Here is a 24,569-nt window from a genome sequence, read left to right as displayed (position 1 = left end):
TATGAAAAGAATGAAAACACTGATTAAAAATATATTGCTGGCTGTACCGGTTATTCTGTCTGTTTCTTGCTCCGATTGGCTGGAAGAAGACCCGAAAACGTTTATTTCTCCCTCTTCCTTCTATCAAACGGTGGAAGATTTTGACGGAGCTTTGAAAGGGTTATATCCTCAGGGACAAAATCTGAATCTGACGGAAGTTTTTGCCGACTATAATGATAAGCCTGAATCGGCTGAACAGGTCGGGGATATCTGGGCAAATAATCCGGGATATGGTTTTTATGCTTTTAGAAATGCCTGGTCCGGCCCATACAGTACGATAAAGAATGCGAATATGATATTGGAGTCGATAGAAGATAAGGATTTTACTGCCGAAACCAAGAATCGTATTATCGGTGAGGCGAAATGTTTGCGTGCCTGGTCTTATTTTACATTGGTCCAGTTCTTTGGAGATGTCCCTTTGCGGGATAAAGTCGTGACCAGTGATGCCGACGTGGCAATAGACCGTACGCCGCAGGCTGATATCTATCAGTTTATTTTTGACGATATTCTGGATGCGGAACAAAAACTTCCGGAAGAAGCGCAGGATATGGGACGTGTAAATAAATGGGTCGTAAAAGCGATTATGGCACGTATCTATCTGACTTCTGCCGGCTTCCCGATGAATCAGAAAGAAAATTATGCGAAAGCCAAAGAGAAAGCGCTTGAAGTAATCAACAGCGGTCAGTATTCTTTGATGCCTACCTTCGATAAAGTCTTTAAGACGGAACGTTATACGGCTGAAACTATCTGGGCTCAGTTGTTTTCCGCTCCCGATAGCTATAGCGGTATGCATAATGAATCTTCACCGATTGGCAGCCAGACAGCCTTGTATCTTCCGACAGATGCTTTTATCGCCAGCTTCGATAAAGGTGATATGCGTAAAGAATGGGGAATTAAACCTGAATATGTAAATGCGAAAGGAAATAAAGTCATCGCGCGTACATATTATAATAAGTATATCAATGAAGAGTATCTGGAACAGGAGTTGCCAGCATCTAATACCAATATTTTGACCTGGCAGACTCAATTGATTCGTTTGGCTGAAATGTATCTGATTGCCGCCGAAGCTGAAAATGAGATAAACGGACCGGCCGGTGCTTATCAATATATCAATGCTATCCGAAAACGTGCCCGTGTCGACCAGAACGACCCGACAAACGTGCCTGACTTGAGCGGACTTTCTCAGGACCAGTTCCGTGAAGCCGTTCTGCTGGAACGTCAGCATGAATTGTATGAAGAGGGTTTTGCCTGGTACGATTTGAAACGTACCCAGACATTCGATAAGGTACAGAAAGCGCGTGGCAGCAGATTGAATGTCCCTATCGGTGCTTACAACAATACTTGGTTGATTCCTGATACCGAAATTCTGAATAACAACATACCTCAGAATCCGGATTACAGATAATTAATGTAGAATACATGAAGGGCCGGTCTGAGTTATTATTGGATTGGCCCTTCCTATATCCGTAAAATACGAATGAAAAAGCAATATATTTATTTTTTGTCTTTGTTTGTTATGTGTCTGGCCGCTTGCAGTAATCCGGTTGATCCGACGGCATTAAACCTGGATTCGGCGAACATAAACCGGTTGATTCCTTTTCGTGGAGAACTGAATAATGGTGTGAAACAACTTTATCCGGAAGAACCTTATAAAGCATTCTGGGCGGAGAACTGGAAAACTCCCGAGCAGTCAATATCCTGGAAAGTCAATACGGACGGTGAAGACTACATGGCTGAAATGATCGTTTCTGTCAACCGGATGGGAGATGGGGAAGAAACGGAGTTGGTATTATCCAATGGAACGGACAGTGTTATTTGCCGGATAAATACAACCGGATGGCAGCGTTGCCGGTTCCCCCGTCCTTTACATTTTAATCAGGGGACTTCCGTTTTATCTTTAAAGATTGGCAAACCCGGTAAGCAGGATGATTTTAATGTGTATCTGTACTCGTTGGAAGTCACCCGGCCGGAGACTTATGAGCAGTTGCGGGCGGAAGCTACATCACTTCGCAGTAATACATCCTGGATGGCGGATTTGCCTTATGGCTTTTTCTTCCACTGGAATTCAAAGAGTATGCCTCAGTCAGGAGAGCCGTTAGCCTATGAGGATGCGGTCAATAACTTTGATGTGGACCGCTTTGCACGAACTGTTTACGAATGTGGCGGGAAGTTGATATTTTTTACAACGTCGTGGGCGGAATATTATTTCCCGGCTCCGATACAGGCAATCGATTCTATTTTGCCGGGGCGTACCACAAAGAGAGATTTAGTGGCTGATTTATCTGATGCGTTGGGTAAATACGGCATTCGTCTGATTCTGTATTACCATGTCGGTCATGGAGATAAAGAATGGTGGGACAAGCAGCATTATACACGTGATAATGCAGGAGATTTGTTTACAAATGTGGAAAAGATAGTGGGAGAGATTAGCCAGCGGTATGGAAATCGTCTGGCCGGTTTGTGGATGGATGACGGTATCGGTTATTATCCTAACGGCGCTTCGTTTGAAAAGATTGCTAAAGCCGCCAAAAGTGGAAATAAGGAGTTGGCGATTTGTTTTAATTCCTGGATATTGCCGAAACTGACGGACTTTCAGGATTATTATGCAGGCGAACTGGGTTTGTCTTTGGCCAGTGCTGGTGTTAACGATCCTTCTCTTCCGTTGGATGGGGACGGGTTGTTTCACGGTGGCCCTCAGGATGGTTTACAGGCAACTTTCTCCGGAACATTGGAGCCGGGTGACTGGACGCACATTTATAAAGATTCCATTATCGGTGATCCGGTCCTTTCTATTGACGAATTGACACAGGTAGTGAAAGAATCTAACAAACGGAAAAATCTTCCGATGATTAATGTCCGGATTTATCAGGATGGAACGATTTCTCCGAAATCGTATGCTTTGTTGAAAGAATTGAACAATCGCATCAGTAAAGATGAATGACCGGAAATTATCGAATATGAAGCGAATGGAGGCTCAGAAATAAGAATTCAATTGATTGAGGGCAGGTTCTCTGTTAAAATGCAAGATGAACCGCCCTCTTTTATTGATAAATGAAAGAAAAAGTAAGATTTTTCTTTTAAATCCTTTGCTCGTACAAATTATTATTCTACATTTGCAGCGTCAAACAAAATAAAGACGATAAGAAAAGATGATGAACAATGTATTACATATTATTCTCGTGGTGGTCCTTCTAGTCATTAGTAGGTAAGGAGAAAGGTGTGTAAGAAGTTGTGAAGTCGTAAAAGATATTTCTTAAGCCTTTCTCCATATAGAGAAGGGCTTTTTTATTGACTAAAAGATAAAAACAGATATGATGAAGAATCCGTTAAGAAGCTCCTATAGCACAGAAGGCAGACGTATGGCCGGAGCCCGTGCATTATGGCGTGCCAACGGCATGAAAGAAGAACAGTTCGGTAAACCGATCATTGCCATTGTGAATTCATTTACCCAGTTTGTACCGGGCCATGTGCATCTACACGAGATCGGACAGCAGGTAAAAGCGGAAATCGAAAAGCTCGGTTGCTTTGCCGCTGAATTTAATACGATTGCTATTGATGACGGTATTGCTATGGGACACGACGGAATGCTTTATTCTCTGCCTTCCCGCGACATCATTGCTGACAGTGTGGAATATATGGTGAATGCGCATAAGGCGGATGCTATGGTTTGTATCAGTAACTGCGACAAGATTACTCCGGGTATGCTGATGGCCAGTATGCGTCTGAATATTCCGACAATCTTTGTGTCCGGCGGTCCGATGGAAGCCGGTAATCTGGACGGACGTGCACTCGATTTGATCGACGCCATGATTGAAGCGGCTGACGATTCTATCAGCGACGAACAAGTGGAAAAGGTGGAACGTTCCGCTTGCCCGACCTGCGGTTGCTGTTCTGGTATGTTCACGGCTAACTCTATGAACTGTCTGAACGAAGCGATTGGATTGGCTCTTCCCGGCAACGGAACAGTTGTTGCAACACATGCCAACCGTACCCGCCTGTTCAAAAAAGCCGCGAAGATGATTGTTGATAATGCCTTTAAATATTATCGTGACGGCGATGATTCCGTATTGCCTCGCAGTATTGCCACCCGGCAGGCCTTTCTGAATGCTATGTCGCTGGATATTGCCATGGGGGGATCGACGAATACAGTCCTTCACCTGTTGGCTGTGGCTCATGAAGCGGAAGTCGATTTTACAATGAAAGACATCGATATGCTTTCACGCAAAACACCGGTTATCTGTAAAGTGGCTCCGAGTTGTTCTTATCATGTGGAAGATGTGAACCGTGCCGGAGGTATCATCGGTATTATGAATGAGCTGGTAAAAGCCGGTCTGGTGGACGGTTCCGTGAACCGTGCGGATGGGCTGACTTTGAATGAGGCTATCGACCAATACTGCATTACCTCTGTAAATGTAACGGAAGAAGCAATCAATATTTATAAAAGTGCTCCGGCCCACCGTTTCAACCTGGTGCTCGGATCGCAGGAAAGTTATTATAAAGAACTGGATACCGACCGTGCAACCGGATGTATCCGTGATGTGGAACATGCTTATGTGAAAGACGGCGGTCTGGCAGTTCTGTATGGAAATATCGCACAGGACGGTTGTGTGGTTAAAACAGCCGGGGTAGACGAAAGTATCTTCCGTTTTGCCGGTCCTGCCAAAGTATTCGATTCGCAGGATGCCGCTTGCGAAGGTATCCTGAAAGATAAAGTCGTCTCCGGCGATGTCGTCGTTATCACCTATGAAGGTCCTAAGGGTGGTCCGGGTATGCAGGAAATGTTGTATCCTACCTCTTATATAAAGAGTAAACACCTGGGTAAAGAATGTGCGCTAATCACAGACGGACGCTTCAGCGGTGGAACATCGGGTTTGTCAATCGGACATATTTCTCCCGAAGCGGCTGCCGGCGGAGCGATTGGCTTAGTGAAAGACGGCGATATTATCGAAATTAATATTCCCGAAAGAACCATACATGTAAAGGTGACAGACGAAGAACTGGCCAAACGCCGTGAAGCGGAAGAAGCCCGCGGAACAAAAGCCTTTACACCTCCTTTCCGCCAACGTACGGTATCGAAAGCACTGAAAGCATACGCAAAGATGGTTGCTTCGGCCGATAAGGGCGGTGTACGAATAGTAGAAGATTAATAAACACCAAATACTATATTTTAGAGATGGACAAACAAAAGATAACCGGTTCGGAAGCTTTGCTGAAAGCGCTGATCGCTGAAGGAGTAGATACTATCTTCGGTTATCCGGGTGGGCAGGCGATACCAATTTACGATAGTTTATACGATTACAGAGATCAGTTAAAACATATTCTGGTGCGCCACGAACAAGGTGCAACACATGCTGCACAGGGATATGCCCGTGTTTCCGGAAAAGTGGGAGTAACGGTGGTTACTTCGGGTCCCGGGGCAACCAATACCATCACTGGTATTGCCGATGCGCTGATGGACAGTACACCGATGGTGGTGATTGCCGGCCAGGTTCCGTCTCCGCTGCTTGGAACAGATGCTTTTCAGGAAGTCGATGTGATCGGTATCACACAACCGATTACCAAATGGGCTTACCAGATACGCCGCCCGGAAGAAATTGCGTGGGCCGTTTCCCGTGCTTTCTATATCGCATCGACCGGTCGCCCGGGACCAGTGGTACTGGATTTGGCGAAAGATGCACAGGTGGGTTTGGTAGATTATGAGTATCAGAAAGTGGATTATGTTCGTAGTTACCAGCCAGAACCGGATATCAGGGAGGAGCGTATCGAGGCGGCTGCTTCATTGATAAATAATGCCAAAAAGCCTTTCTGTCTGGTTGGGCAGGGTGTTATCCTGGGAGGAGCTGAAGAAGAACTGAAAGAATTCTTGTTGAAAAACGATATACCAGCCGGTTCTACCGTATTAGGCTTGTCTGCATTACCTTCGGACTTCCCATTAAATAAAGGTATGTTGGGGATGCATGGAAATGTCGGACCGAACCGCAAGACAAACGAATGTGACGTGCTGATTGCTATCGGTATGCGTTTCGATGACCGCGTAACCGGTGATCTGAAGACTTATGCCAAGCAGGCAAAGATTATCCACCTGGATATCGACAATTCGGAGATCGGAAAGAATGTGCCGGTCGACGTGAAAGTGCTGGGAAATGCCAAGCATACGATTCCGATGATTACGGCTTTACTGGAAGAACGGAAGCGTCCGGAATGGAATGCTGAATTCGAACCGGATGAAAAAGAGGAATATAATAAGGTAATAGAAAAAGAACTCTATCCTACCGAAGGCCAACTGAAAATGGGCGAAGTAGTCCGTAAGGTTTCCGAAGCAACCGATAATGATGCGATTCTGGTTACGGATGTTGGTCAGAATCAGATGATGGGTGTTCGCTATTTCAAATATAAACAAACACGCAGCGTAGTTACTTCAGGAGGTCTGGGGACGATGGGCTTTGGCCTTCCCGCCGCCATTGGAGCGAAGCTGGGAGCTCCTGACCGTACGGTTTGTTTCTTTACCGGCGACGGTGGTATCCAGATGACTATCCAGGAGTTGGGAACTATCATGCAGGAAAATCTGAATGTAAAGATCATCGTTCTTAACAACAATTTCCTGGGAATGGTACGCCAGTGGCAGGAGCTGTTCTTCAACGAACGGTATTCGAATACCATCATGAAGAATCCGGATTTTGTAGCGATAGCCAAGGCTTTTGGTATTGCTTCCCGTGCGGTAGATAAACGGGAAGACTTGGATGAGGCGATTGCTGAAATGTTGAATCACGATGGTGCCTATATGTTGGTTGCCAATGTGGAAACTTGTGGTATGGTATATCCGATGGTTCCGGCCGGAGGAAGCGTGACAAACATGATTTTGGGTGATAAGTAAGGAGGAGAAACTATGAATACAAAACAATTATATACCGTTATTATCTTTTCGGAAAACACTGTTGGTCTTCTGAATCAGATAACTGTTATCTTTACGCGCCGGCAACTGAACATTGAGACGCTTTCTGTTTCTCCCTCTGCTATAAAGGGAATACATAAGTTTACAATTACTACCTTTGCCGACGAGGATACGATCGACAAGGTCGTAAAACAGATCGACAAGCGTGTGGATATCCTGAAAGCCTATTATAATACGGATGAAGACCTGGTTTACCAGGAAATTGCTCTTTATAAACTGAGTACCGAACTCTTTATCAAGATGGGGACGGTTGAGGATCTGATCCGTAAGTACAATGCCCGTATCCTTGAAATGAATGAGGATTGTGTGGTGTTGGAAAAGAGTGGTCATTATGATGAGACACAGGCTTTGTTTAAAGAATTGAGTGAGACGATCGGTGTCCTGCAATTTATCCGTTCCGGACGCATTGCCATAACGAAGAGTAAGGTAGAACGTCTGAGCGACATGTTATCTGCAATGGAAAAGAAGTTGCAGGAAAAACATGTCTGAGAACAACAAGGAAACATTTTGTAAATAAAATAAATTATGGAGAAGAATAAAGTAGGAGAATTTCATTTCGTAACAGAGTCTTATCTGATGGACTTCCGGGGACGTATCACAATCCCTATGATCGGCACATATTTGTTGCATGCAGCTTCTTGCCATGCCGCCGACCGTGGATTCGGATATAACGATATGACCGAAAGGCATACCGCCTGGGTTCTTTCCCGTCTGGCTATCGAGATGACTTCTTACCCTGCCATGTCTGAATCCGTAACTTTATATACCTGGGTGGATGAGGTCGGTAAGTTGTTTACCAGCCGTTGCTTCGAACTGGTGAACGGTGAAGGCAAGACCTTTGGCTTTGCCCGCTCTATCTGGGCGGCTATCGATATGGAAACCCGCCGCCCGACCTTGCTCGATGTGGAGGGCCTGAGTGCTTATATCACCGACCGTCCCTGTCCGATTGAAAAACCGGGTAAAATTGCTCCGGTGGAAAACAACACTTCCGGCGAACCTTATCGTGTGAAGTACAGTGACCTGGACGTAAACGGCCACCTGAACAGTATCAAATACATGGAACACCTGCTCGACTTGTTCGATATCAGCCTGTTCCGAGAAAAAGAGATAAGCCGTTTTGAAATAGCTTATCAGTCCGAAGGAAAGTATGGGATGGAGCTGACTCTCCATAACCAGGAGATATCCCCGGACAAATACAACATGTCCATTTGTCACGACGGCAAAGCTATCAGCCGCGCCGCCGTTACCTGGATCTGAAAAACAAATTATTTTATATACATTTTAATAGTAAAAAGAAAATGGCAGTAATGAATTTTGGCGGCGTTGACGAAAACGTAGTAACCCGCGAAGAATTTCCGTTGGAAAAGGCAAGAGAAGTATTGAAAGACGAAACAATCGCTGTAATAGGTTACGGCGTACAAGGTCCTGGCCAGAGCTTGAACCTGCGCGACAACGGTTTTAACGTAATTGTAGGACAACGTAAAGGTGGTAAGACCTGGGAAAAGGCCGTTGCTGACGGTTGGGTACCGGGCGAAACACTGTTCGATATCGAAGAAGCATGCGAAAAAGCAACTATCATCCAATATCTGCTTTCAGATGCTGCTCAGATTGAAGTTTGGCCGCGCATCAAAAAATACCTGACTCCGGGTAAGGCTTTGTATTTCTCTCACGGATTCGGTATCACTTACAAAGAACGTACAAACATCATCCCTCCTGCTGATGTAGACGTAATCCTGGTTGCTCCGAAAGGTTCAGGTACTTCACTGCGCCGTATGTTCTTGCAGGGTCGTGGTCTGAACTCAAGCTACGCAATCTTCCAGGATGCAACAGGCAAAGCATGGGATCGCGTGATTGCACTGGGTATCGGTGTTGGTTCTGGTTACTTGTTTGAAACAACATTCAAGAAAGAAGTTTATTCTGACCTGACCGGCGAACGTGGTACTTTGATGGGAGCTATCCAGGGATTACTGTTGGCTCAGTACGAAACTTTGCGTGAAAACGGTCACGAACCTTCTGAAGCATTCAATGAAACAGTAGAAGAACTGACTCAGTCATTGATGCCGTTGTTCGCAGAAAACGGTATGGACTGGATGTATGCAAACTGTTCAACAACTGCACAGCGTGGTGCTTTGGACTGGATGGGCCCGTTCCACGATGCTACAAAACCGGTGTTCCAGAAGTTGTATAGCGAAGTTGCCTGCGGTAACGAAGCACAGCGTTCTATTGACACAAACAGCAAGCCTGACTATCGTGAAGGTCTGGAAAAAGAACTGGCTGCTCTTCGCGAAAGTGAAATGTGGCGTGCAGGTGCTGTTGTTCGTAAACTTCGTCCTGAAAACAACTAATAAATGGTGATACATTAATAGTTAAACATTTTGTGATATAAAAACGGCAATCCGGCTTTTCGGGTTGCCGTTTTTTTATGGTTTATGTAATGCGTTAATGGTTAAAAAATGTTTTTGGTTGCAACTGTTATTGATTTTTCATCCCAATATGTATGTCATTGTTTGAATGTGGATTTTAGATAAAAAAATCAATTAAATGGTGGTTAAAATATATTTATTAGAGCAATAAATATACATAATTATGCTTGTATTAAATAATGATAAGTTATATTTGCTGATGGAGATACTGTAGTTTGTAGAGTGGAAATATAGAAGGGTGTTGTGCGTAATGATCAGTATATCTTTGTTTTAGTTAACTTTATTTTATTGCAATGTATGCCAGTCACTTTTATCCTAGAAAAGTGTAACCTCTAATGAAATGAACGCTATTGTGATTAATTTTATTTAATTAAAGACTTGAATTTAGCTATGTGGACCAACTCAAAACTAATTAGATCACTAATGATTTCTGTATTATTAGGTGCGGCAGGTGCGATTGCTGCCAATCCTACAGGTCCGGAAACGATGGTAGTACAACAGGGTAATAAGGTAACCGGCCTGGTAGAGGACCAGATGGGACCTGTCGCCGGAGCTTCTGTTGTAGTGAAAGGAACCACTATCGGTACGATAACCGATATCGATGGAAAGTTTACGCTGGATAATGTTCGGCGGGGAGCGGTTATTGTTATTTCCTTTGTCGGCCTGGCCACTCAGGAGATCACTTGGAACGGGCAATCTATTTTAAATGTAAAATTAAGTGATGCGACACAGGACCTGGATGAAGTCGTTGTCGTAGCCTATGGAACGGCTAAGAAATCAACCTTCACCGGATCGGCCTCCGTTGTAAAAGCTGAAAAACTCGAAAAGATCATGGGCTCCGGCTTTGCGGAAGCATTGCAGGGGATGAGTGCCGGTGTGAATGTTGTGAATGTACAGGGTAACCCCGGAGCTGATGCCCGTGTGGAGATCCGTGGTATTGCTTCCATGTCCGGAAAGGCCGATCCGTTATATATTGTGGACGGGATGCCTTACGATGGAAAACTGAATCAGATCAATCCTACGGACATAGAATCGATGACGGTGCTGAAGGATGCGGCGGCCACTTCGCTTTACGGTTCGCGTGCAGCAAACGGCGTCGTAATGATTACAACCAAGCGGGGTAAATCAGAAAAACCGCGTATTAACTTCCGCGGAGGTTGGGGTACTTCGGATAATGCTGTCAAGAATCCGAAAAAAGCCGATCCGTACCAGCAGCTGGAAAATACCTGGTATGCCTTGTATTATGATGCCCTTCTTTATGACGGCATGAATATGCAACAGGCGGGCGATTATGCTTCGTCACAGGCATTGACCAAACAGGTAAAGGCTACAAAAGATTCGAATGGTAATCTGATTTATGTCACTCCGTTCAGACATATCAATGAAAATTACGTATTGCATGACGGCAATGGGAATCCTTACATGAATCCTAATCTGGAATATGTCTGGGATGAAGATGATTGGGATGTCTACAAAGCTATCTTCTCCCGTAAACTGCGCCAGGATTATAGTGTGGATATAAGTGGTCAGGCCAATGGTGGAAAAACAGCCTATTTCTTCTCCGGCGGTTATCTGGACGACCAGGGATATGGTAACCGGCAGTATTATAAACGTTATTCTTTCCGTACCAACCTGAGTACAGAGTTGTTCGATTGGTGGAAAGTGGCCGGTAGCCTTTCTTATTCGCGTCATCGCCAGAACCTTTCCGGTGGTGCCAGCCGTGCGGCTAACTTTACGACGACTTTGTCTTCACCCTGGTTACGTAATGAAGATAATACCGGTTGGGTCGTTTCTGAAAAAACAGGGGAACGGATGTACAGTTACGGTAAATATACCAATAACTTCTTTGGTGCCCATATCCTGAATAACTCGGGTGATTATTGGGATAATCCGAACGATGACAGTTTCGATAACAATATGGGGCATATCCTGTCTGCCCAGGTAAATACAGAGTTTACTCTTCCTTTCAACCTGAAATTCCGTTCGGCTTTGAATATTGACGATTACTGGTATCGTACCATGCAATATACTTCCGCCGTACATGGCAGCGGACAGACTGCACCTTATGGTATTTCTATACTGGCAGACGGTGGTTATGCCAGCCGTTATAATTTCAATAAACGTTCCACCACCTGGAATAATGTATTGTCTGGTGAATGGATGATTGGTGACCATACGATTTCAGGTCTGGTCGGACATGAGTGGTATACCTGGGACTCCCACTACGAACAAGGTTGGGGTGAAGGTATCATGGAACTGGGTAAATATGAATTATCGAATACCACCAAGAACTTCGGTGTTTCCGGCGGACGTGATAAATACTCTCTGCTTTCGTTCTTCGGTAAAGTCGATTATAACTTCTTGAATAAGTATTACTTGTCCGCTTCGCTTCGTGAGGATGGTTCTTCCCGTTTCAGCTCCGATCATCGCTGGGGTACATTCTGGTCGACAGGCGGTTCATGGCGAATATCGAAAGAAGGTTTTATGGAAGACCTGAAATGGATTGATAACCTTTCGTTGCGTGGTAGTTACGGTACGACTGGTAATGATAAGCTGATCGTGCGTGAATCGAATGGTAAGGCAGGGGATGAAGTCCTTTACGGATACCAGGGTACTTATGAAAGTGATGACCTGTATCTGAAATCCGGTTTAAAACCATCTACCTATCCGACACCGGACTTGAAGTGGGAAAGTAATCAGCAATGGAATATCGGTTTAGATTTTTCCGTATTCAACCGACTTAGCGGTACAGTGGAATATTATTCCCGTACTTCCCATGACTTGTTGTATTATAAGGAACTGCCTCTCTCTGCCCAGGTTGGTAGTGCATCCGGGTATAATATGAATATCGGTGACCTGCGTAATAGCGGGATTGAAATCACATTGAATGCGAATATCCTTACAACGAAAGATTTCAGATGGGATATCGATGCCAACATGAGTACGCTGAAAAATGAGGTGACTTATTTGCCTACAGGTCCTTACACTTATTCTGGTACCGCCTGTACCTACAAGATGGAGGAAGGCAAGTCTCTGTATGAATTTATCGCTCCCCAGTACGACGGTGTTAATCCGGAAACCGGAGTACCCGGCTGGTTGATCCGCGATGGTAACGGCGGTTGGAAACGTACGGAAAAGCAGGAAGAAGTAACGACAGACGATTTTGTGTACTGTGGCTCCGCGATTCCCAAAGTGTTCGGTGCTATCACCAATAACTTCCAGTTCAAAGGGATCGACCTGTCGTTCATGTTCTATTATTCTTATGGTTCCAAAATATCGGACTATACATATAAAGAACGTATCATGAACCGTCCGGGTGTCGGTGTGATACAGGAGTTGGTTGAGGACAGATGGCGTCAGCCGGGCGATGCGGATGTGCTTATCCCACGTTGGTCGTACAACCAGTATGGCGCGACGGTAAAATATGCAGATAACTTCGTATTCGACAACCACTACTGGCGTCTGAGAAACCTGACATTAGGCTATACGCTGCCTAAGAGCCTTACCCGCAAGGCCCTGGTAGAAAACCTGCGTGTTTATGTAACCGGTAATAACCTGTTGACTTTCGGTCCTGCCAAAAAACGCTACACAGACCCCGAAACAGGTATAATGGGTAACAGTTATAACGGTAATGCTGAAACCGATAACGGTATTCAGGGTTCGAGAAGACTGTATATGGTCGGTATTCAAATCACATTGTAAACGTAAAAAATGATATTTATGAAACGATTTATAAATATATCCTTCCTGTCCCTGGTTTTTGCTGGTATGGCCCTGACCGGATGTAACGACGACCTGACAACCAGCTCCTACGTGAAAGTAAACGATGAAGATGTACTGGGGAATGTCTCCCAGTTGGAAAAAGTATTGACTTCAGCCTATAAGCAGCTGTATTTTAATACTGATAAAGGTGACCGTGTGTATGCCGGTCTTCCCGGATTCCAGATGTATGTCGATGCGAGTGGTGCCGACGTGATCAGCCATACCAATATGGGAGGTGATCAGGTAACAGCATACCAGTATTCCAACTCAAAAACACAGGCTGACGGAAATGCCTCAAAAATCTGGTCGATGTGCTATAATGTGATCAACCGTGCCAATATCATCCTGACCAATGTGGATGCCGCCGCCGGTGATGAAACACAGAAAAAACATATCAAAGGCCAGGCGTTGGCGATGCGTGGAATCCAGTATTTCCATCTGATCCAGAATTACCAGCAGACGTATGCGATAGCTAAAAGCAAGCGTGGGGTGATCCTGCGTACCTCTTCCGATGATGAATCCCATAAAGGTTTTTCTACCGTAGAGGAAGTCTATACCCAGATTGTGTCCGACCTGACGACGGCTAAAACATTGCTTGCCGATTATAATCCGGACGATATGTGGCTGATCAACTCCAAAATATGTTCGGGAATCCTGGCCCGTGTTTATCTGGTGATGCAGAACTGGGACGGCGCTTACAATGAAGCCAAGATCGTCTACGACCAGCACAGCCAGTTGATGACCCGCGAACAATACCGTTCCGGTTTCGACGATATGATCTCCGGCAATTATGCGGAAGTGGTATGGGCCATGAAATATACCGCCGATAATAACCTGGGCGGTAGTACGCAGTTCAATTTCTGGTATAACCAGGATGCCAGCTACGGCGAGGGTTATGCCGATGGTCCTATCTACTCGTTCCTTGACTACTTCGTGGATGAGCAGTTTGTGAAACTATTTGAAGAAAAAGAAGACCGTTACCAGTTCTGGAAACGTACGAACAATGCGAATACGGAAATCAATACAAAATGGGCTTTCGACAAATACAAGCATTATGGTGAAGACGGCGGAAGCGTTATTCAAAGTGCCACCCGTCCGGAAGTCTGTCTGATGCGCGGAGCTGAGATGCTACTGATCATGGCGGAGGCTGCCGCTCAAAAAGGTAACTCCGGTGAGGCCTTGAATCTGCTGAACCGTTTGCAGGTGGCGCGTAATGCTACCCCGACAACCAATGCCGGAGGCGAAGCTTTGCTGGAAGACATCTATGTGGAACGCCGTAAAGAGTTGATCTGTGAAGGACAAGCCGGTTTTTATGACCTGGTGCGCCTGCAAAAGAGATTGGTTCGTATCGGTGAATCAACTACTAATCCTGCCGGACATTACGTATGGGGCATGCAGTATCTGAACGGATATAATGCGCTCGATCCGCAACCGATAGGGACGCTGGAGTCGAACGATTACCGTTTCTTCTGCCAAATCCCGCAAATGGAAATCCTGAATAATGATGCGATCTCCGAATCAGATCAGAATCCGTGGAGCGGGCAGTAAGTTTCATCTGTTGTAAATAAATAAAAGAGAGGGAGGTGTTTATTACATGCCTCCCTCTCTTTTATTTGTAACATTTGATGTTCACTGTTTTACTTTTTGTCCTTTAGCACTTCCTGTAACATGGCCACCTTCTCCTGCTCCGCTTTCAATAAACGTTCGTATAATTCAACGACTTTTTCTAAGGGGTTAAATGTAGGATTATAATTCTGGCAATTAGCATTATCTTGCCAGGTGCCGGAAAAGATATTAATGGAAGTGGCTTCGCCTAGTTCCGTAATTGCTTCTTCGGGTATATCTAATGCTTTGGCAATCTTTTCGATTACTTCCGGCTCCAGATTACTTCTTTTTTCGTATGTCGAAAGGGTTAGTAGAAAATAAATCCGGTTTATCTCTCATAATAAATATCGGAAAGAGTTGCCTGATAATATTTGTACCACAGAAAAAACACATCAAAGGTCAGGCGCTGGCGATGCGTGGAATCCAGTATTTTCACCTGATCCAGAATTACCAGTAAACGTATGTCATTGCGAAAAATAGTTTCTCTTTCAACCGATAATAGTGAACATGATATCAGTGAAACGGTCGATGCAAATCAGAGTCGTATGGAAACTTCACTTCCTGTAACCAAACAGACGGCAAAATCAAAATGATATAAAAATGAATGATATATGAATATTATGAGTGTAAATGGCCTTTGGAGGAAACAGACTTATTTTTTATTTGTTCATTTTAGAAAAGGGAAGCATACATTTATTAACATAACAGATATCTGATATCGACTTTTTATCTCGTTTAAACCGAAGAAAATTTTAGTTTAAACAGATTTCAATTTCGTTTAAACTGAGATAAATTTCTATTGTAGTGGAGTTTTTATTCGTTTAGAGAAGGAAAACACCTCAATTAGTGCTTTTAAAAGAGAAAATCATATGTTTTTAGACAGTTTTTATTTCCAGAGCAACCGTTTTTTGATGTGTGTGTAAAATAGCAATATGTTAATAAATTATGAATAGATGTGATATATGGGTAACAATCATAGATAATGTGCATTTTTTGTGATATGAATATTGCAACAATCAGGTCAAAGCGAATAAAGGTAAGTCGGCGAGATTTCTATAAAAACAGATCGACATTTCCCTTTGTCCGTACAATTCCTTCAGCACATACATAAAATATCATTTTGACAATCCTTTAACTTCCAGGAACTCTCCTGACGCTTTGTATCCAATAGTATGTTCTCCGGATAGGACTTGGCTTTTATATCCCAAAAAGTAAATCATCAATAGTAAACAAGGCAACCGCAGCAAAAGGATGTTTCAATATAGAAATATTTGAACTATCCCGTTCCCGTGCTCGACACGGGAACGCAAAAGCACAAACCGTATCCTATATGTATCTTTTGATACTGCCTGTTCTTCTGCGGCCCCGTGTCAAGCACGGGGACAGGATAGTTCATATCTGATAAGAAATGGACCAAATTCTTTTGGTATAGTTTAATCAGTCATAAAAGGAGAGGCGTGTCTGTGAAGGTGTGCTTCTTTCCTGTAGATAACGGGATTTAATCCCGGTAGGGTTTGCCGGAATAAATGAAGAATGTATCTTTGTAGGAGATCGTTAACAACTTAAAAAGATATACCATGAATAAAATCAGTTTGCTGTTTATTTTGTCTGTATTAATCACTTTTTCTGCTTATGCCCAGGATGATATAAAGATAACGCATGCCCCTTATCTGCAAAATCTGGGAGAAAATGAAGTCACTGTTGTATGGACTGCAAACAAGCCTTCGATCGGCTGGGTGGAACTGGCTCCTGATGACGGAACTCATTATTATCAGACGGAACGTCCGAAGTTCTTTAATGCGAAGAATGGCATCAAGCTGACCTCTACCGTCCATTCTGTGCATCTGACAGGGTTAAAGCCCGGCACACGTTATCGCTACCGGGTGTATTCGCAGGAAGTGTTAAGCCATGTCGGCTGGCGGGTGATTTACGGGAATGTGGCGGCAACGTCTGTTTACGGCAAGCAACCGCTGACGTTCCTGACCAGCGATCATGGCAGGCAATCCGTGAACTTTGCCATGGTCAACGATATCCACGGAAAAAGTGATGTGCTGGAAAAACTGGTTTCCCATTGCGATCTGAAAAAGACCGATATGTTTCTGTTCAATGGCGATATGGTCTCTATTTTTAACAATGAAAAGGAAATATTCGAAGGCTTTATGGATAAGGCAACCGAGCTTTTCGCCTCCGAGATACCGATGTACTATACCCGTGGAAACCATGAAACCCGCGGTTCCTTTGCTACCGCATTCCAGGACTATTTCTCTCCGAAACAGGAGCACATCTATTATATGTTCCGCCAGGGACCTGTCTGCTTTGTTATCCTGGACAGTGGCGAAGATAAACCGGATTCGGATCTTGAATATGCCGGCATAACAGTCTATGACCAGTATCGTACGGAACAGGCGGAATGGTTGAAGAAGGTACTTGAAAGCAAGGAGTATAAAGAAGCACCGTTTAAAGTCGTAGTTTGCCATATGCCTCCGTTCGGTGGTTGGCATGGTGAGCAGGAAGTTGCCGAAAAGTTTATCCCCTTACTCAATAATGCCGGTGTCGATCTCATGCTTTGCGGCCACCTTCACCGGTATATGCGGAATGAACCGAAAGACGGTGTTCGTTTTCCGGTTATTGTAAACTCCAATAATACGGTGCTGAAAGCGGAAGCAGGCGTAAAAGAATTAAACATCAGGATACTGGACATGGAGGGGAAAGAGGTGGATAAGCTGACAATAACCAAATAAGACATATAGATGGGAGAAACATCCTCCGGCTGAACTATCAAAAATAGGAAGAATAGAATCAGTTTTGAAAATAACCTGTTGAAGCAGAGGTTCTATATTTGTACAATCATAAAAACGGTAATCATTGGTATAACCTAAATAGAATCTTTAATGAAAGGTATTTTCTTTGTCATATGTATGTGTTTTGTCTCGTTTGGAGTATCTGCCCAGGTCAGTGAGTCAGCTTTTGTAAATCCGGAGAATAAATATAAGCCTGTTCCTTTGTGGTTTTGGAATAATGCGACGGTCAATGAAAACGAATTGCTGGACCAATTCCGTCAGATGATCCGAAAAGACGGGTATGGCGGTTGTGCAATCCTTCCTTTCGGGCAAGACTTCAAGCCGGAATATCTGTCAGACGATTATTTCAATCTTTATAGCAAGATTATAGAGGAAGCCAAGAAACTGGATGTGCATATGTCCCTGTATGATGAGTATGGTTTTCCGAGTGGAAGTATGGGAGCCATCAACGCGGATGGGGTACCTCGCTTCATGAACAAATATCCGGATGCCACGATCAAGCGGCTGGACAAAATGGAGTATAAAGTAGCTGTCGGCGAATCATTCGAACAGGTCGTTCCTGCCGGAAAACTGATGTCGGTCGTTGCAATGGACACGCTGACGAAGCATCGGATTTCGCTGGAACAATATATTCGTTCCGGTAAACTCAAATGGAAAGTTCCGGAAGGAGCCTGGAAGATCATGTTTTTCGTCTGTGTGAAAGATGGCGACCCGAATGTGGATTATCTGGACCCTGAAGCCGTCAGGCTGTTTGTAAAAGAAACTCATCAGGCATATTATGACCGTTTCTCTCCCTATTTCGGGAATACGATCATAGAAACTTTTTTTGATGAACCGACCCTGTACCGGGCTAAGGGACGTATCTGGACAGACGCGTTTAACGAGAAATTTATCTCCCGTTACGGGGAATCTCCCGAATTACTGTATCCGGCATTATGGTATGACATCGGGGAGGAAACGCAATCTGCGCGGAACCGTCTGTTTGGCTTGCGTGCCCATTTGTATTCCGAAGGTTTTATGAAAATAATCGGTGAATGGGCTTCTGCCCATGGCATTTACTCTACCGGTCATCAGGATCAGGAAGAGATTGCAAATCCGGTGGGTACTTCTGGTGACTTGATGTTATGCGGGAAATATATGGGGATTCCCGGTATTGACAAAATTGGCGGAGGCCGTCCGACCGAATTGTTTTATAAAGTGGTTTCTTCTTCTGCCTATAACTGGGACAAACGCCAGGTAATGTCCGAAACATACGGCGCTATGGGGAATATCAGTGTAAAAGAGCTTTACCACATAGCCATGGAACAATATACGAAAGGGGTCAATACGCTTATCCCACATGCTGTCTGGTATAATGATCGGAATGTTACTTTCCTGCCTGAGTTATCCTGGCGGAACGAACTGTACCGCGATTCACTTCCGGCATTTAATAAGTTCCTGTCCCGTCTCAACTATATTTTGCGGCAGGAAGGAAGACATGTCGCCGATATAGCAGTCCTTTATCCGATCGAATCTCTTCAGGGAGAACATGTGATGGATGGGGAACTGGGATTTTATGAAGGCGGGGTAATGATCCCGAATACGGATTATACACATGTCTCGGCTTTATTGACTGATACCCTCGGGCGTGATTTCACTTATCTGCATCCGGAGGTCTTATCTACAAAATGCCGTGTGAAAAAAGGATTGTTGCACCTCGACAATCAGGTGAACAAAGAAACTTTCCGGTTGATTATTATTCCCGGAGTAAAAACAATATCGTTAACGGCTTTACGACAGGTCGAGTCTTTCTTTAAATCCGGGGGGAATGTCATATTTACAACCCAGTTGCCGGAGAAATCGGTAGAACCGGGACAGGACAAGGAGGTGAAAGACATCATTTCCCGTATATTAGGTGTCAATGCTTCCTACGCAACTGCGGGTAAAGCCTTTTTCGTAGAGAAACCTGGACCGGATGCTTTAAAGACTGCAATCGAGGATTCCTATCCTGTTCCTGACGTGGCCTTTGAAGCAGGGCATGAATTGAATTACATTCATAAGGAACTGAAAAATCAGTCTGTTTATTATTTTGCCAATTTGAAAGCAACCCTATCAGGCAAATGTCGTGTTGCGAGGGAAGCTGAAACCTGTCTTATTGAACCCTCATACTGGACAGCGGATGAAGGTGGCATATGAACATAAACGTGTTTCCGGCATGGAAACGACAACGGTTACGTTACCGGTAGAAAAGCATTCGTCCGTATTCCTTATTGATAACATTTTATAATAGAAAAATAGATACCATGAAAACAGGAAAAACTAAAGTCGGCCTGATTGGACTGGGCCTGGATACGTATTGGCCCCAATTTGAAGGATTATACACACGTCTTTGCGGATATCAGTACTGGATCGCATCGGAGATGTCCCGTCCGGACACCGAAGTCGTTAACGCCGGGATTGCTGATAACCCGGTAAAAGCTGTTGAGGCAGCGGAAGATCTGAAGAAGGAAGATATCAGCCTTCTGTTTGTCTTTATCTCTACCTATGCTTTATCTTCGACGGTCCTGCCGTTGGCCCAGCGTGTGAAGGTCCCGGTTATTCTCTTAAATATCCAGCCCGTTGCGGCAATCGACTATGAATATATAAACGGTTTGGGTGACAGGGGGAAAATGACCGGTGAGTGGCTGGCACATTGCCAGGCCTGTTCCGTACCTGAATTTGCCAGCGTGTTCAACCGCGCCGGTATTCCTTATGAAATCGTAAGCGGCTATTTGCAGGAAGAATATGTGTGGAAGCAGATAAACGGCTGGATCGATGCCGCCCGTGTGGTAAATAGGATGAAGAATAACCGCATGGGAATCCTGGGCCATTATTATTGCGGGATGCTCGATGTGTATACCGACCTGACCCGGCAGTCGTCTGTTTTCGGTACGCATGTGGAAATCGTAGAGATGTGCGAACTGAAAGCCTACCGCGACAACGTTACCGATGAAGATGTAAAAGACAAACTGGATGAATTCAACGCTTGTTTCGAGATCGACGAGCAATGCGAAGCCGGTGAGCTGGAACGTGCCGCCCGGACATCCATTGCCCTAGACAGGCTGATCGAGGCGCACGACCTGGGTTCGATGGCCTATTATTATGAAGGCTATGCCGGAAATGATTATGAGAATATTGTGACTTCCGTCATTGCCGGGAACACGTTGCTGACCGGACGCGAGATCCCTGTTGCCGGCGAATGTGAAGTGAAGAATGTACAGGCAATGAAGATCCTGTCTTTGTTGGGCGCAGGTGGCTCTTTCTCTGAATTTTATGCCCTCGATTTCAAGGATGATATCGTTATGTTGGGGCATGACGGTCCGGCTCATTTTACCATAGCGGAAGGAAAAGTCCGGTTGGTTCCGCTTCCGGTTTATCATGGCAAACCAGGTAAAGGATTGTCTATTCAGATGACGGTCAAACATGGCCCTGTTACTTTACTATCCGTCTGCGAAGGGAAAGACGGCGTTTTCCTGCTGGCAGCCGAAGGGGAGTCGGTGGAAGGACCGACTTTGAAGATCGGAAATACGAACAGCCGCTATCGTTTTGCCTGTGGTGCCCGTGCTTTTATCGACGCCTGGAGCAAGGCGGGACCTTCCCATCATTGTGCGATAGGGCTTGGACATCAGGTAGATAAACTGGAGAAAATCGCATTCCTGCTGGATATACCGATTATCAGGGTAGGATAGGTGGGAGACTGTTATAGTAAGGAAGTCTGAGTAATGATTTATTAATTCAAAAGCCTTTCCCCTTTCAGTTTATAAGAGAATATGTGTAAAAAATATCGTTTTATATTTGGTGGTTTAGAAAAAGGCTGTATCTTTGCAGCGTTAAATAAAAATGACAATGAAACAGAATATAGCAAATAGTCTCATTATTTCTCTAAACATTATTCTACTCTGGGAACGGGATAGGAAGTGAGACTGTACGTGCTTTTCTGATGCATGAAGATATAAAAGAGCCTTTCTCACTTCCTTGTGAGAGAGGCTTTTTTTATGAATGAACAAAAGAATATTAACAAATTTAAGATGATAAAAACTATGTCAGACAGATTATTTATTTTCGACACCACATTACGGGATGGTGAGCAAGTGCCGGGTTGCCAGTTAAACAGTATTGAAAAGATTCAGGTTGCCAGAGCACTCGAAGAACTGGGCGTCGATGTGATTGAGGCAGGATTTCCTGTATCGAGTCCGGGCGATTTCAACAGTGTGGTTGAAATATCCAAGGCCGTTACCTGGCCGACTATCTGTGCTTTGACCCGTGCGGTTGAAAAGGATATAGATGTGGCTGCCGAAGCATTGAAATTTGCCAAACGCGGACGTATCCATACCGGTATCGGTACTTCCGATTACCATATCCGTTATAAGTTCAACTCCAACCAGGACGAGATACTGGAACGCGCCATCGCTGCCACCAAATATGCCAAAAGATATGTGGAAGATATAGAATTCTACTGCGAAGATGCCGGACGTACGGACAATGCCTATCTGGCACGTGTCGTGGAGGCGGTGATCAAAGCGGGTGCAACCGTTGTGAATATCCCGGATACGACCGGTTACTGTCTGCCTGACGAATATGGTGAAAAGATCAAATATCTGATGGAACATGTGGATGGCATCCAGCATGCAATCATCTCCACCCACTGCCATAATGACCTGGGGATGGCAACAGCCAATACCGTGCAGGGTGTCCTGAACGGTGCCCGCCAGGTGGAAGTGACCATCAACGGTATCGGCGAACGTGCCGGTAATACTTCGCTGGAAGAAGTAGCCATGATCTTCCGTAGCCACAAAGAACGTGGTATCGAAACCAATATAAACACAACCAAAATCTATGGCATCAGCCGTACGGTTTCCAGCCTGATGAACATGCCGGTTCAGCCCAACAAGGCGATCGTCGGACGTAATGCTTTCGCCCATTCTTCCGGTATCCACCAGGACGGTGTATTGAAAAACCGTGAAAGCTATGAGATTATCGACCCGAAGGATGTGGGTATCGACGATAACGCAATCGTATTGACCGCCCGTAGCGGACGGGCCGCATTGAAACACCGCCTGAGTGTTTTAGGTGTGGAACTGGATCAGGAAAAACTGGATAAGGTATATCAGGAATTCCTGAAACTGGCTGACCGCAAGAAAGATATCAATGACGACGATGTGTTGATGCTGGCCGGAAAAGACCGCACTGCCATGCACCGTATCAAACTGGAATATTTGCAGGTTACATCGGGTGTCGGCTTACAGTCTGTCGCCAGCGTCTGCCTGAATATCGCCGGTGAAAAGTTTGAAGCAGCCGCTTCCGGCAACGGTCCGGTGGATGCAGCCATCAAAGCCGTGAAGTCGATTATCCACCGCACGATGACCATCCAGGAATTTCTCATCCAGGCTATTAATAAAGGTAGCGACGACATGGGTAAAGTCCATATGCAGGTGGAATACGACGGAAACAATTACTACGGTTTTGCCGCCAATACCGATATCATCGCCGCTTCCGTAGAAGCCTTTATCGACGCAATCAACAAGTTCGTAAAATAACATAATACATAATTAGCAATGAGCAAGACATTATTCGAAAAGATTTGGGAGAAACATGTGGTGGATACCCTGCCCGACGGAACGATCCAGTTTTACATCGACCGTCTGTATTGCCACGAAGTAACCAGTCCGCAGGCGTTTGCGGGGTTACGTGCCCGTGGTCTGAAGCCGTTCCGACCGGAGCAGATCACTTGTATGCCGGACCACAATATCCCGACATTGAATCAGGAAAAACCGATCGAAGACCCTGTCTCCAAGAACCAGGTGGATACATTGGAAAAGAATGCGAAGGATTTCAACCTGACTTATTACGGTCTGCAACACCCTAAAAACGGTATCATCCATGTAGTAGGACCGGAAACAGGTCTGACTCAGCCGGGTATGACGATCGTTTGCGGTGACTCTCATACTTCTACCCACGGTGCCATGGGTGCAATTGCTTTCGGTATCGGTACCAGCGAGGTAGAAATGACATTGGCTACTCAATGTATTATGCAGCGCAAGCCGAAGACGATGCGTATCACCATCGACGGCCAGCGCAAACCGGGTGTAACGGCAAAAGATTTCGCCCTATACATTATAAGTAAGATGACAACAGGCGGCGCTACCGGTTATTTCGTTGAGTATGCCGGCGAAGCTATTCGCAACACAACGATGGAAGAACGTCTGACCATCTGCAACCTGTCTATCGAAATGGGTGCCCGCGGTGGTATGATCGCTCCCGACCAGGTCACTTTCGACTATCTGAAAGACCGTGAATTTTCTCCCCGTGCCGAAGCCTGGGAAAAGAAACTGGCTGAATGGCGCGAACTGTACAGCGACCCCGATGCCAAATTCGACAAGGAAATCGTTTTCCATGCAGAAGATATCGACCCGATGATCACATACGGAACCAATCCGGGAATGGGAATGGGCATCCGCGAAAATATTCCGACAATGGAGAGCGTAGATGAGGCCGGCCGTATCTCTTACAAGAAATCTCTGGACTATATGGGCTTCACTGCCGGTGAACCTGTATTGGGCAAAAAGATCGACTATGTCTTCCTGGGAAGTTGTACGAACGGCCGTATCGAGGACTTCCGTGCTTTTGCCTCCCTGGTGAAAGGAAAGAAGAAAGCCGACGATGTGATCGTATGGCTGGTTCCGGGTAGCTGGCAGGTGGAACGCCAGATCCGTGCGGAGGGCATCGACAAGGTATTGACAGAAGCTGGTTTCGAACTGCGTCAGCCGGGTTGCTCGGCTTGCCTGGCCATGAATGAAGATAAGGTTCCGGCAGGCAAATATGCCGTATCTACTTCAAACCGTAACTTCGAAGGCCGTCAGGGACCGGGTGCACGTACCATCCTGGCCGGACCGTTGGTTGCAGCGGCTGCGGCAGTAACGGGTATGATCACCGACCCTAGGGACGTATAAGGGATCGTCCCTACCGATA

General features: G+C 45.2%; 14 protein-coding genes and 1 pseudogene. 14 read left to right on the top strand and 1 reads right to left on the bottom strand.

All coding sequences use genetic code 11. The features are described 5' to 3' along the window. Nucleotide 1: 1 nt before the first annotated feature. The 9 genes from K6V26_RS16550 to K6V26_RS16510 all read left to right on the top strand — a co-directional run bounded on the left by K6V26_RS16550 (nucleotide 2) and on the right by K6V26_RS16510 (nucleotide 14,724). Nucleotides 2-1,444, top strand: coding sequence for a RagB/SusD family nutrient uptake outer membrane protein (locus K6V26_RS16550; protein WP_224263339.1), 1,443 nt, complete (start codon nucleotides 2-4; stop codon nucleotides 1,442-1,444). 72 nt (nucleotides 1,445-1,516) lie between these two features. Then, nucleotides 1,517-2,980: an alpha-L-fucosidase gene (locus K6V26_RS16545; RefSeq protein WP_224263338.1), complete on the top strand. Its 1,464-nt coding sequence runs from the start codon at nucleotides 1,517-1,519 to the stop codon at nucleotides 2,978-2,980. 373 nt (nucleotides 2,981-3,353) lie between these two features. Next, nucleotides 3,354-5,186 (top strand): dihydroxy-acid dehydratase, encoded by a 1,833-nt coding sequence (gene ilvD / locus K6V26_RS16540; protein WP_224265851.1) that lies wholly within the window; start codon nucleotides 3,354-3,356, stop codon nucleotides 5,184-5,186. A 26-nt stretch (nucleotides 5,187-5,212) separates the two neighbouring features. Continuing rightward, nucleotides 5,213-6,913 (top strand): biosynthetic-type acetolactate synthase large subunit, encoded by a 1,701-nt coding sequence (gene ilvB, locus K6V26_RS16535; RefSeq protein WP_010802210.1) that lies wholly within the window; start codon nucleotides 5,213-5,215, stop codon nucleotides 6,911-6,913. A 12-nt stretch (nucleotides 6,914-6,925) separates the two neighbouring features. Continuing rightward, the gene (ilvN, locus tag K6V26_RS16530; RefSeq protein ID WP_007654494.1) at nucleotides 6,926-7,480 is read left to right on the top strand and encodes an acetolactate synthase small subunit; all 555 of its coding nucleotides are present in this window, start codon (nucleotides 6,926-6,928) and stop codon (nucleotides 7,478-7,480) included. 36 nt (nucleotides 7,481-7,516) lie between these two features. After that, complete coding sequence (locus tag K6V26_RS16525; protein WP_128133935.1) at nucleotides 7,517-8,248, top strand: acyl-[acyl-carrier-protein] thioesterase; 732 nt, start codon at nucleotides 7,517-7,519, stop codon at nucleotides 8,246-8,248. A gap of 41 nt (nucleotides 8,249-8,289) precedes the next feature. Then, a complete protein-coding gene (gene ilvC, locus K6V26_RS16520; RefSeq protein ID WP_007654491.1) occupies nucleotides 8,290-9,336 on the top strand; it encodes a ketol-acid reductoisomerase in 1,047 nt (348 codons plus the stop codon). Nucleotides 9,337-9,837: 501 nt separating this feature from the next. Beyond that, a complete protein-coding gene (locus K6V26_RS16515; RefSeq protein WP_010802214.1) occupies nucleotides 9,838-13,116 on the top strand; it encodes a SusC/RagA family TonB-linked outer membrane protein in 3,279 nt (1,092 codons plus the stop codon). 18 nt (nucleotides 13,117-13,134) lie between these two features. After that, nucleotides 13,135-14,724: a RagB/SusD family nutrient uptake outer membrane protein gene (locus K6V26_RS16510; protein ID WP_007654482.1), complete on the top strand. Its 1,590-nt coding sequence runs from the start codon at nucleotides 13,135-13,137 to the stop codon at nucleotides 14,722-14,724. 89 nt (nucleotides 14,725-14,813) lie between these two features. Here K6V26_RS16510 and K6V26_RS28640 read toward each other — a convergent pair. Further along, a pseudogene (locus K6V26_RS28640) lies at nucleotides 14,814-15,089 on the bottom strand (helix-turn-helix domain-containing protein); the annotation flags it as partial. Nucleotides 15,090-16,358: 1,269 nt separating this feature from the next. Here K6V26_RS28640 and K6V26_RS16505 point away from each other — a divergent pair. From K6V26_RS16505 to leuC, 5 genes are all read left to right on the top strand, one after another. Next, nucleotides 16,359-17,522, top strand: coding sequence for a purple acid phosphatase family protein (locus K6V26_RS16505; RefSeq protein WP_007654480.1), 1,164 nt, complete (start codon nucleotides 16,359-16,361; stop codon nucleotides 17,520-17,522). A 150-nt stretch (nucleotides 17,523-17,672) separates the two neighbouring features. Next, nucleotides 17,673-19,757, top strand: coding sequence for a glycosyl hydrolase (locus K6V26_RS16500; RefSeq protein ID WP_224263337.1), 2,085 nt, complete (start codon nucleotides 17,673-17,675; stop codon nucleotides 19,755-19,757). A gap of 107 nt (nucleotides 19,758-19,864) precedes the next feature. Further along, the gene (locus K6V26_RS16495; RefSeq protein ID WP_224263336.1) at nucleotides 19,865-21,289 is read left to right on the top strand and encodes an L-fucose/L-arabinose isomerase family protein; all 1,425 of its coding nucleotides are present in this window, start codon (nucleotides 19,865-19,867) and stop codon (nucleotides 21,287-21,289) included. Between the two features lie 351 nt (nucleotides 21,290-21,640). Next, entirely contained in the window at nucleotides 21,641-23,137 is a 1,497-nt protein-coding gene (locus K6V26_RS16490) for a 2-isopropylmalate synthase (RefSeq protein WP_007654474.1), read from the top strand. Between the two features lie 18 nt (nucleotides 23,138-23,155). Beyond that, nucleotides 23,156-24,550 carry a 3-isopropylmalate dehydratase large subunit gene (gene leuC, locus K6V26_RS16485; protein WP_224263335.1) on the top strand — a complete coding sequence of 465 codons (1,395 nt, stop codon included), beginning with the start codon at nucleotides 23,156-23,158 and terminating at the stop codon, nucleotides 24,548-24,550. The last annotated feature ends 19 nt before the right edge of the window (nucleotides 24,551-24,569 follow it).

The sequence above is a fragment of the Parabacteroides goldsteinii genome (genome assembly GCF_020091425.1).
Taxonomy (GTDB): domain Bacteria; phylum Bacteroidota; class Bacteroidia; order Bacteroidales; family Tannerellaceae; genus Parabacteroides; species Parabacteroides goldsteinii.
This window is presented reverse-complemented; position numbering and strand designations above follow the sequence as displayed.

What these genes read in the sequence shown, in the direction of transcription:
- K6V26_RS16515 (WP_010802214.1), top strand. Translation starts at nt 9,838, where the DNA reads ATGATTTCTGTATTATTAGGTGCGGCAGGTGCGATTGCTGCCAATCCT.
- K6V26_RS16545 (WP_224263338.1), top strand. Translation starts at nt 1,517, where the DNA reads ATGAAAAAGCAATATATTTATTTTTTGTCTTTGTTTGTTATGTGTCTG.
- leuC (WP_224263335.1), top strand. Translation starts at nt 23,156, where the DNA reads ATGAGCAAGACATTATTCGAAAAGATTTGGGAGAAACATGTGGTGGAT.
- K6V26_RS16505 (WP_007654480.1), top strand. Translation starts at nt 16,359, where the DNA reads ATGAATAAAATCAGTTTGCTGTTTATTTTGTCTGTATTAATCACTTTT.
- K6V26_RS16490 (WP_007654474.1), top strand. Translation starts at nt 21,641, where the DNA reads ATGTCAGACAGATTATTTATTTTCGACACCACATTACGGGATGGTGAG.
- K6V26_RS16500 (WP_224263337.1), top strand. Translation starts at nt 17,673, where the DNA reads ATGAAAGGTATTTTCTTTGTCATATGTATGTGTTTTGTCTCGTTTGGA.
- ilvN (WP_007654494.1), top strand. Translation starts at nt 6,926, where the DNA reads ATGAATACAAAACAATTATATACCGTTATTATCTTTTCGGAAAACACT.
- ilvD (WP_224265851.1), top strand. Translation starts at nt 3,354, where the DNA reads ATGAAGAATCCGTTAAGAAGCTCCTATAGCACAGAAGGCAGACGTATG.
- K6V26_RS16525 (WP_128133935.1), top strand. Translation starts at nt 7,517, where the DNA reads ATGGAGAAGAATAAAGTAGGAGAATTTCATTTCGTAACAGAGTCTTAT.
- K6V26_RS16495 (WP_224263336.1), top strand. Translation starts at nt 19,865, where the DNA reads ATGAAAACAGGAAAAACTAAAGTCGGCCTGATTGGACTGGGCCTGGAT.
- K6V26_RS16550 (WP_224263339.1), top strand. Translation starts at nt 2, where the DNA reads ATGAAAAGAATGAAAACACTGATTAAAAATATATTGCTGGCTGTACCG.
- ilvC (WP_007654491.1), top strand. Translation starts at nt 8,290, where the DNA reads ATGGCAGTAATGAATTTTGGCGGCGTTGACGAAAACGTAGTAACCCGC.
- ilvB (WP_010802210.1), top strand. Translation starts at nt 5,213, where the DNA reads ATGGACAAACAAAAGATAACCGGTTCGGAAGCTTTGCTGAAAGCGCTG.
- K6V26_RS16510 (WP_007654482.1), top strand. Translation starts at nt 13,135, where the DNA reads ATGAAACGATTTATAAATATATCCTTCCTGTCCCTGGTTTTTGCTGGT.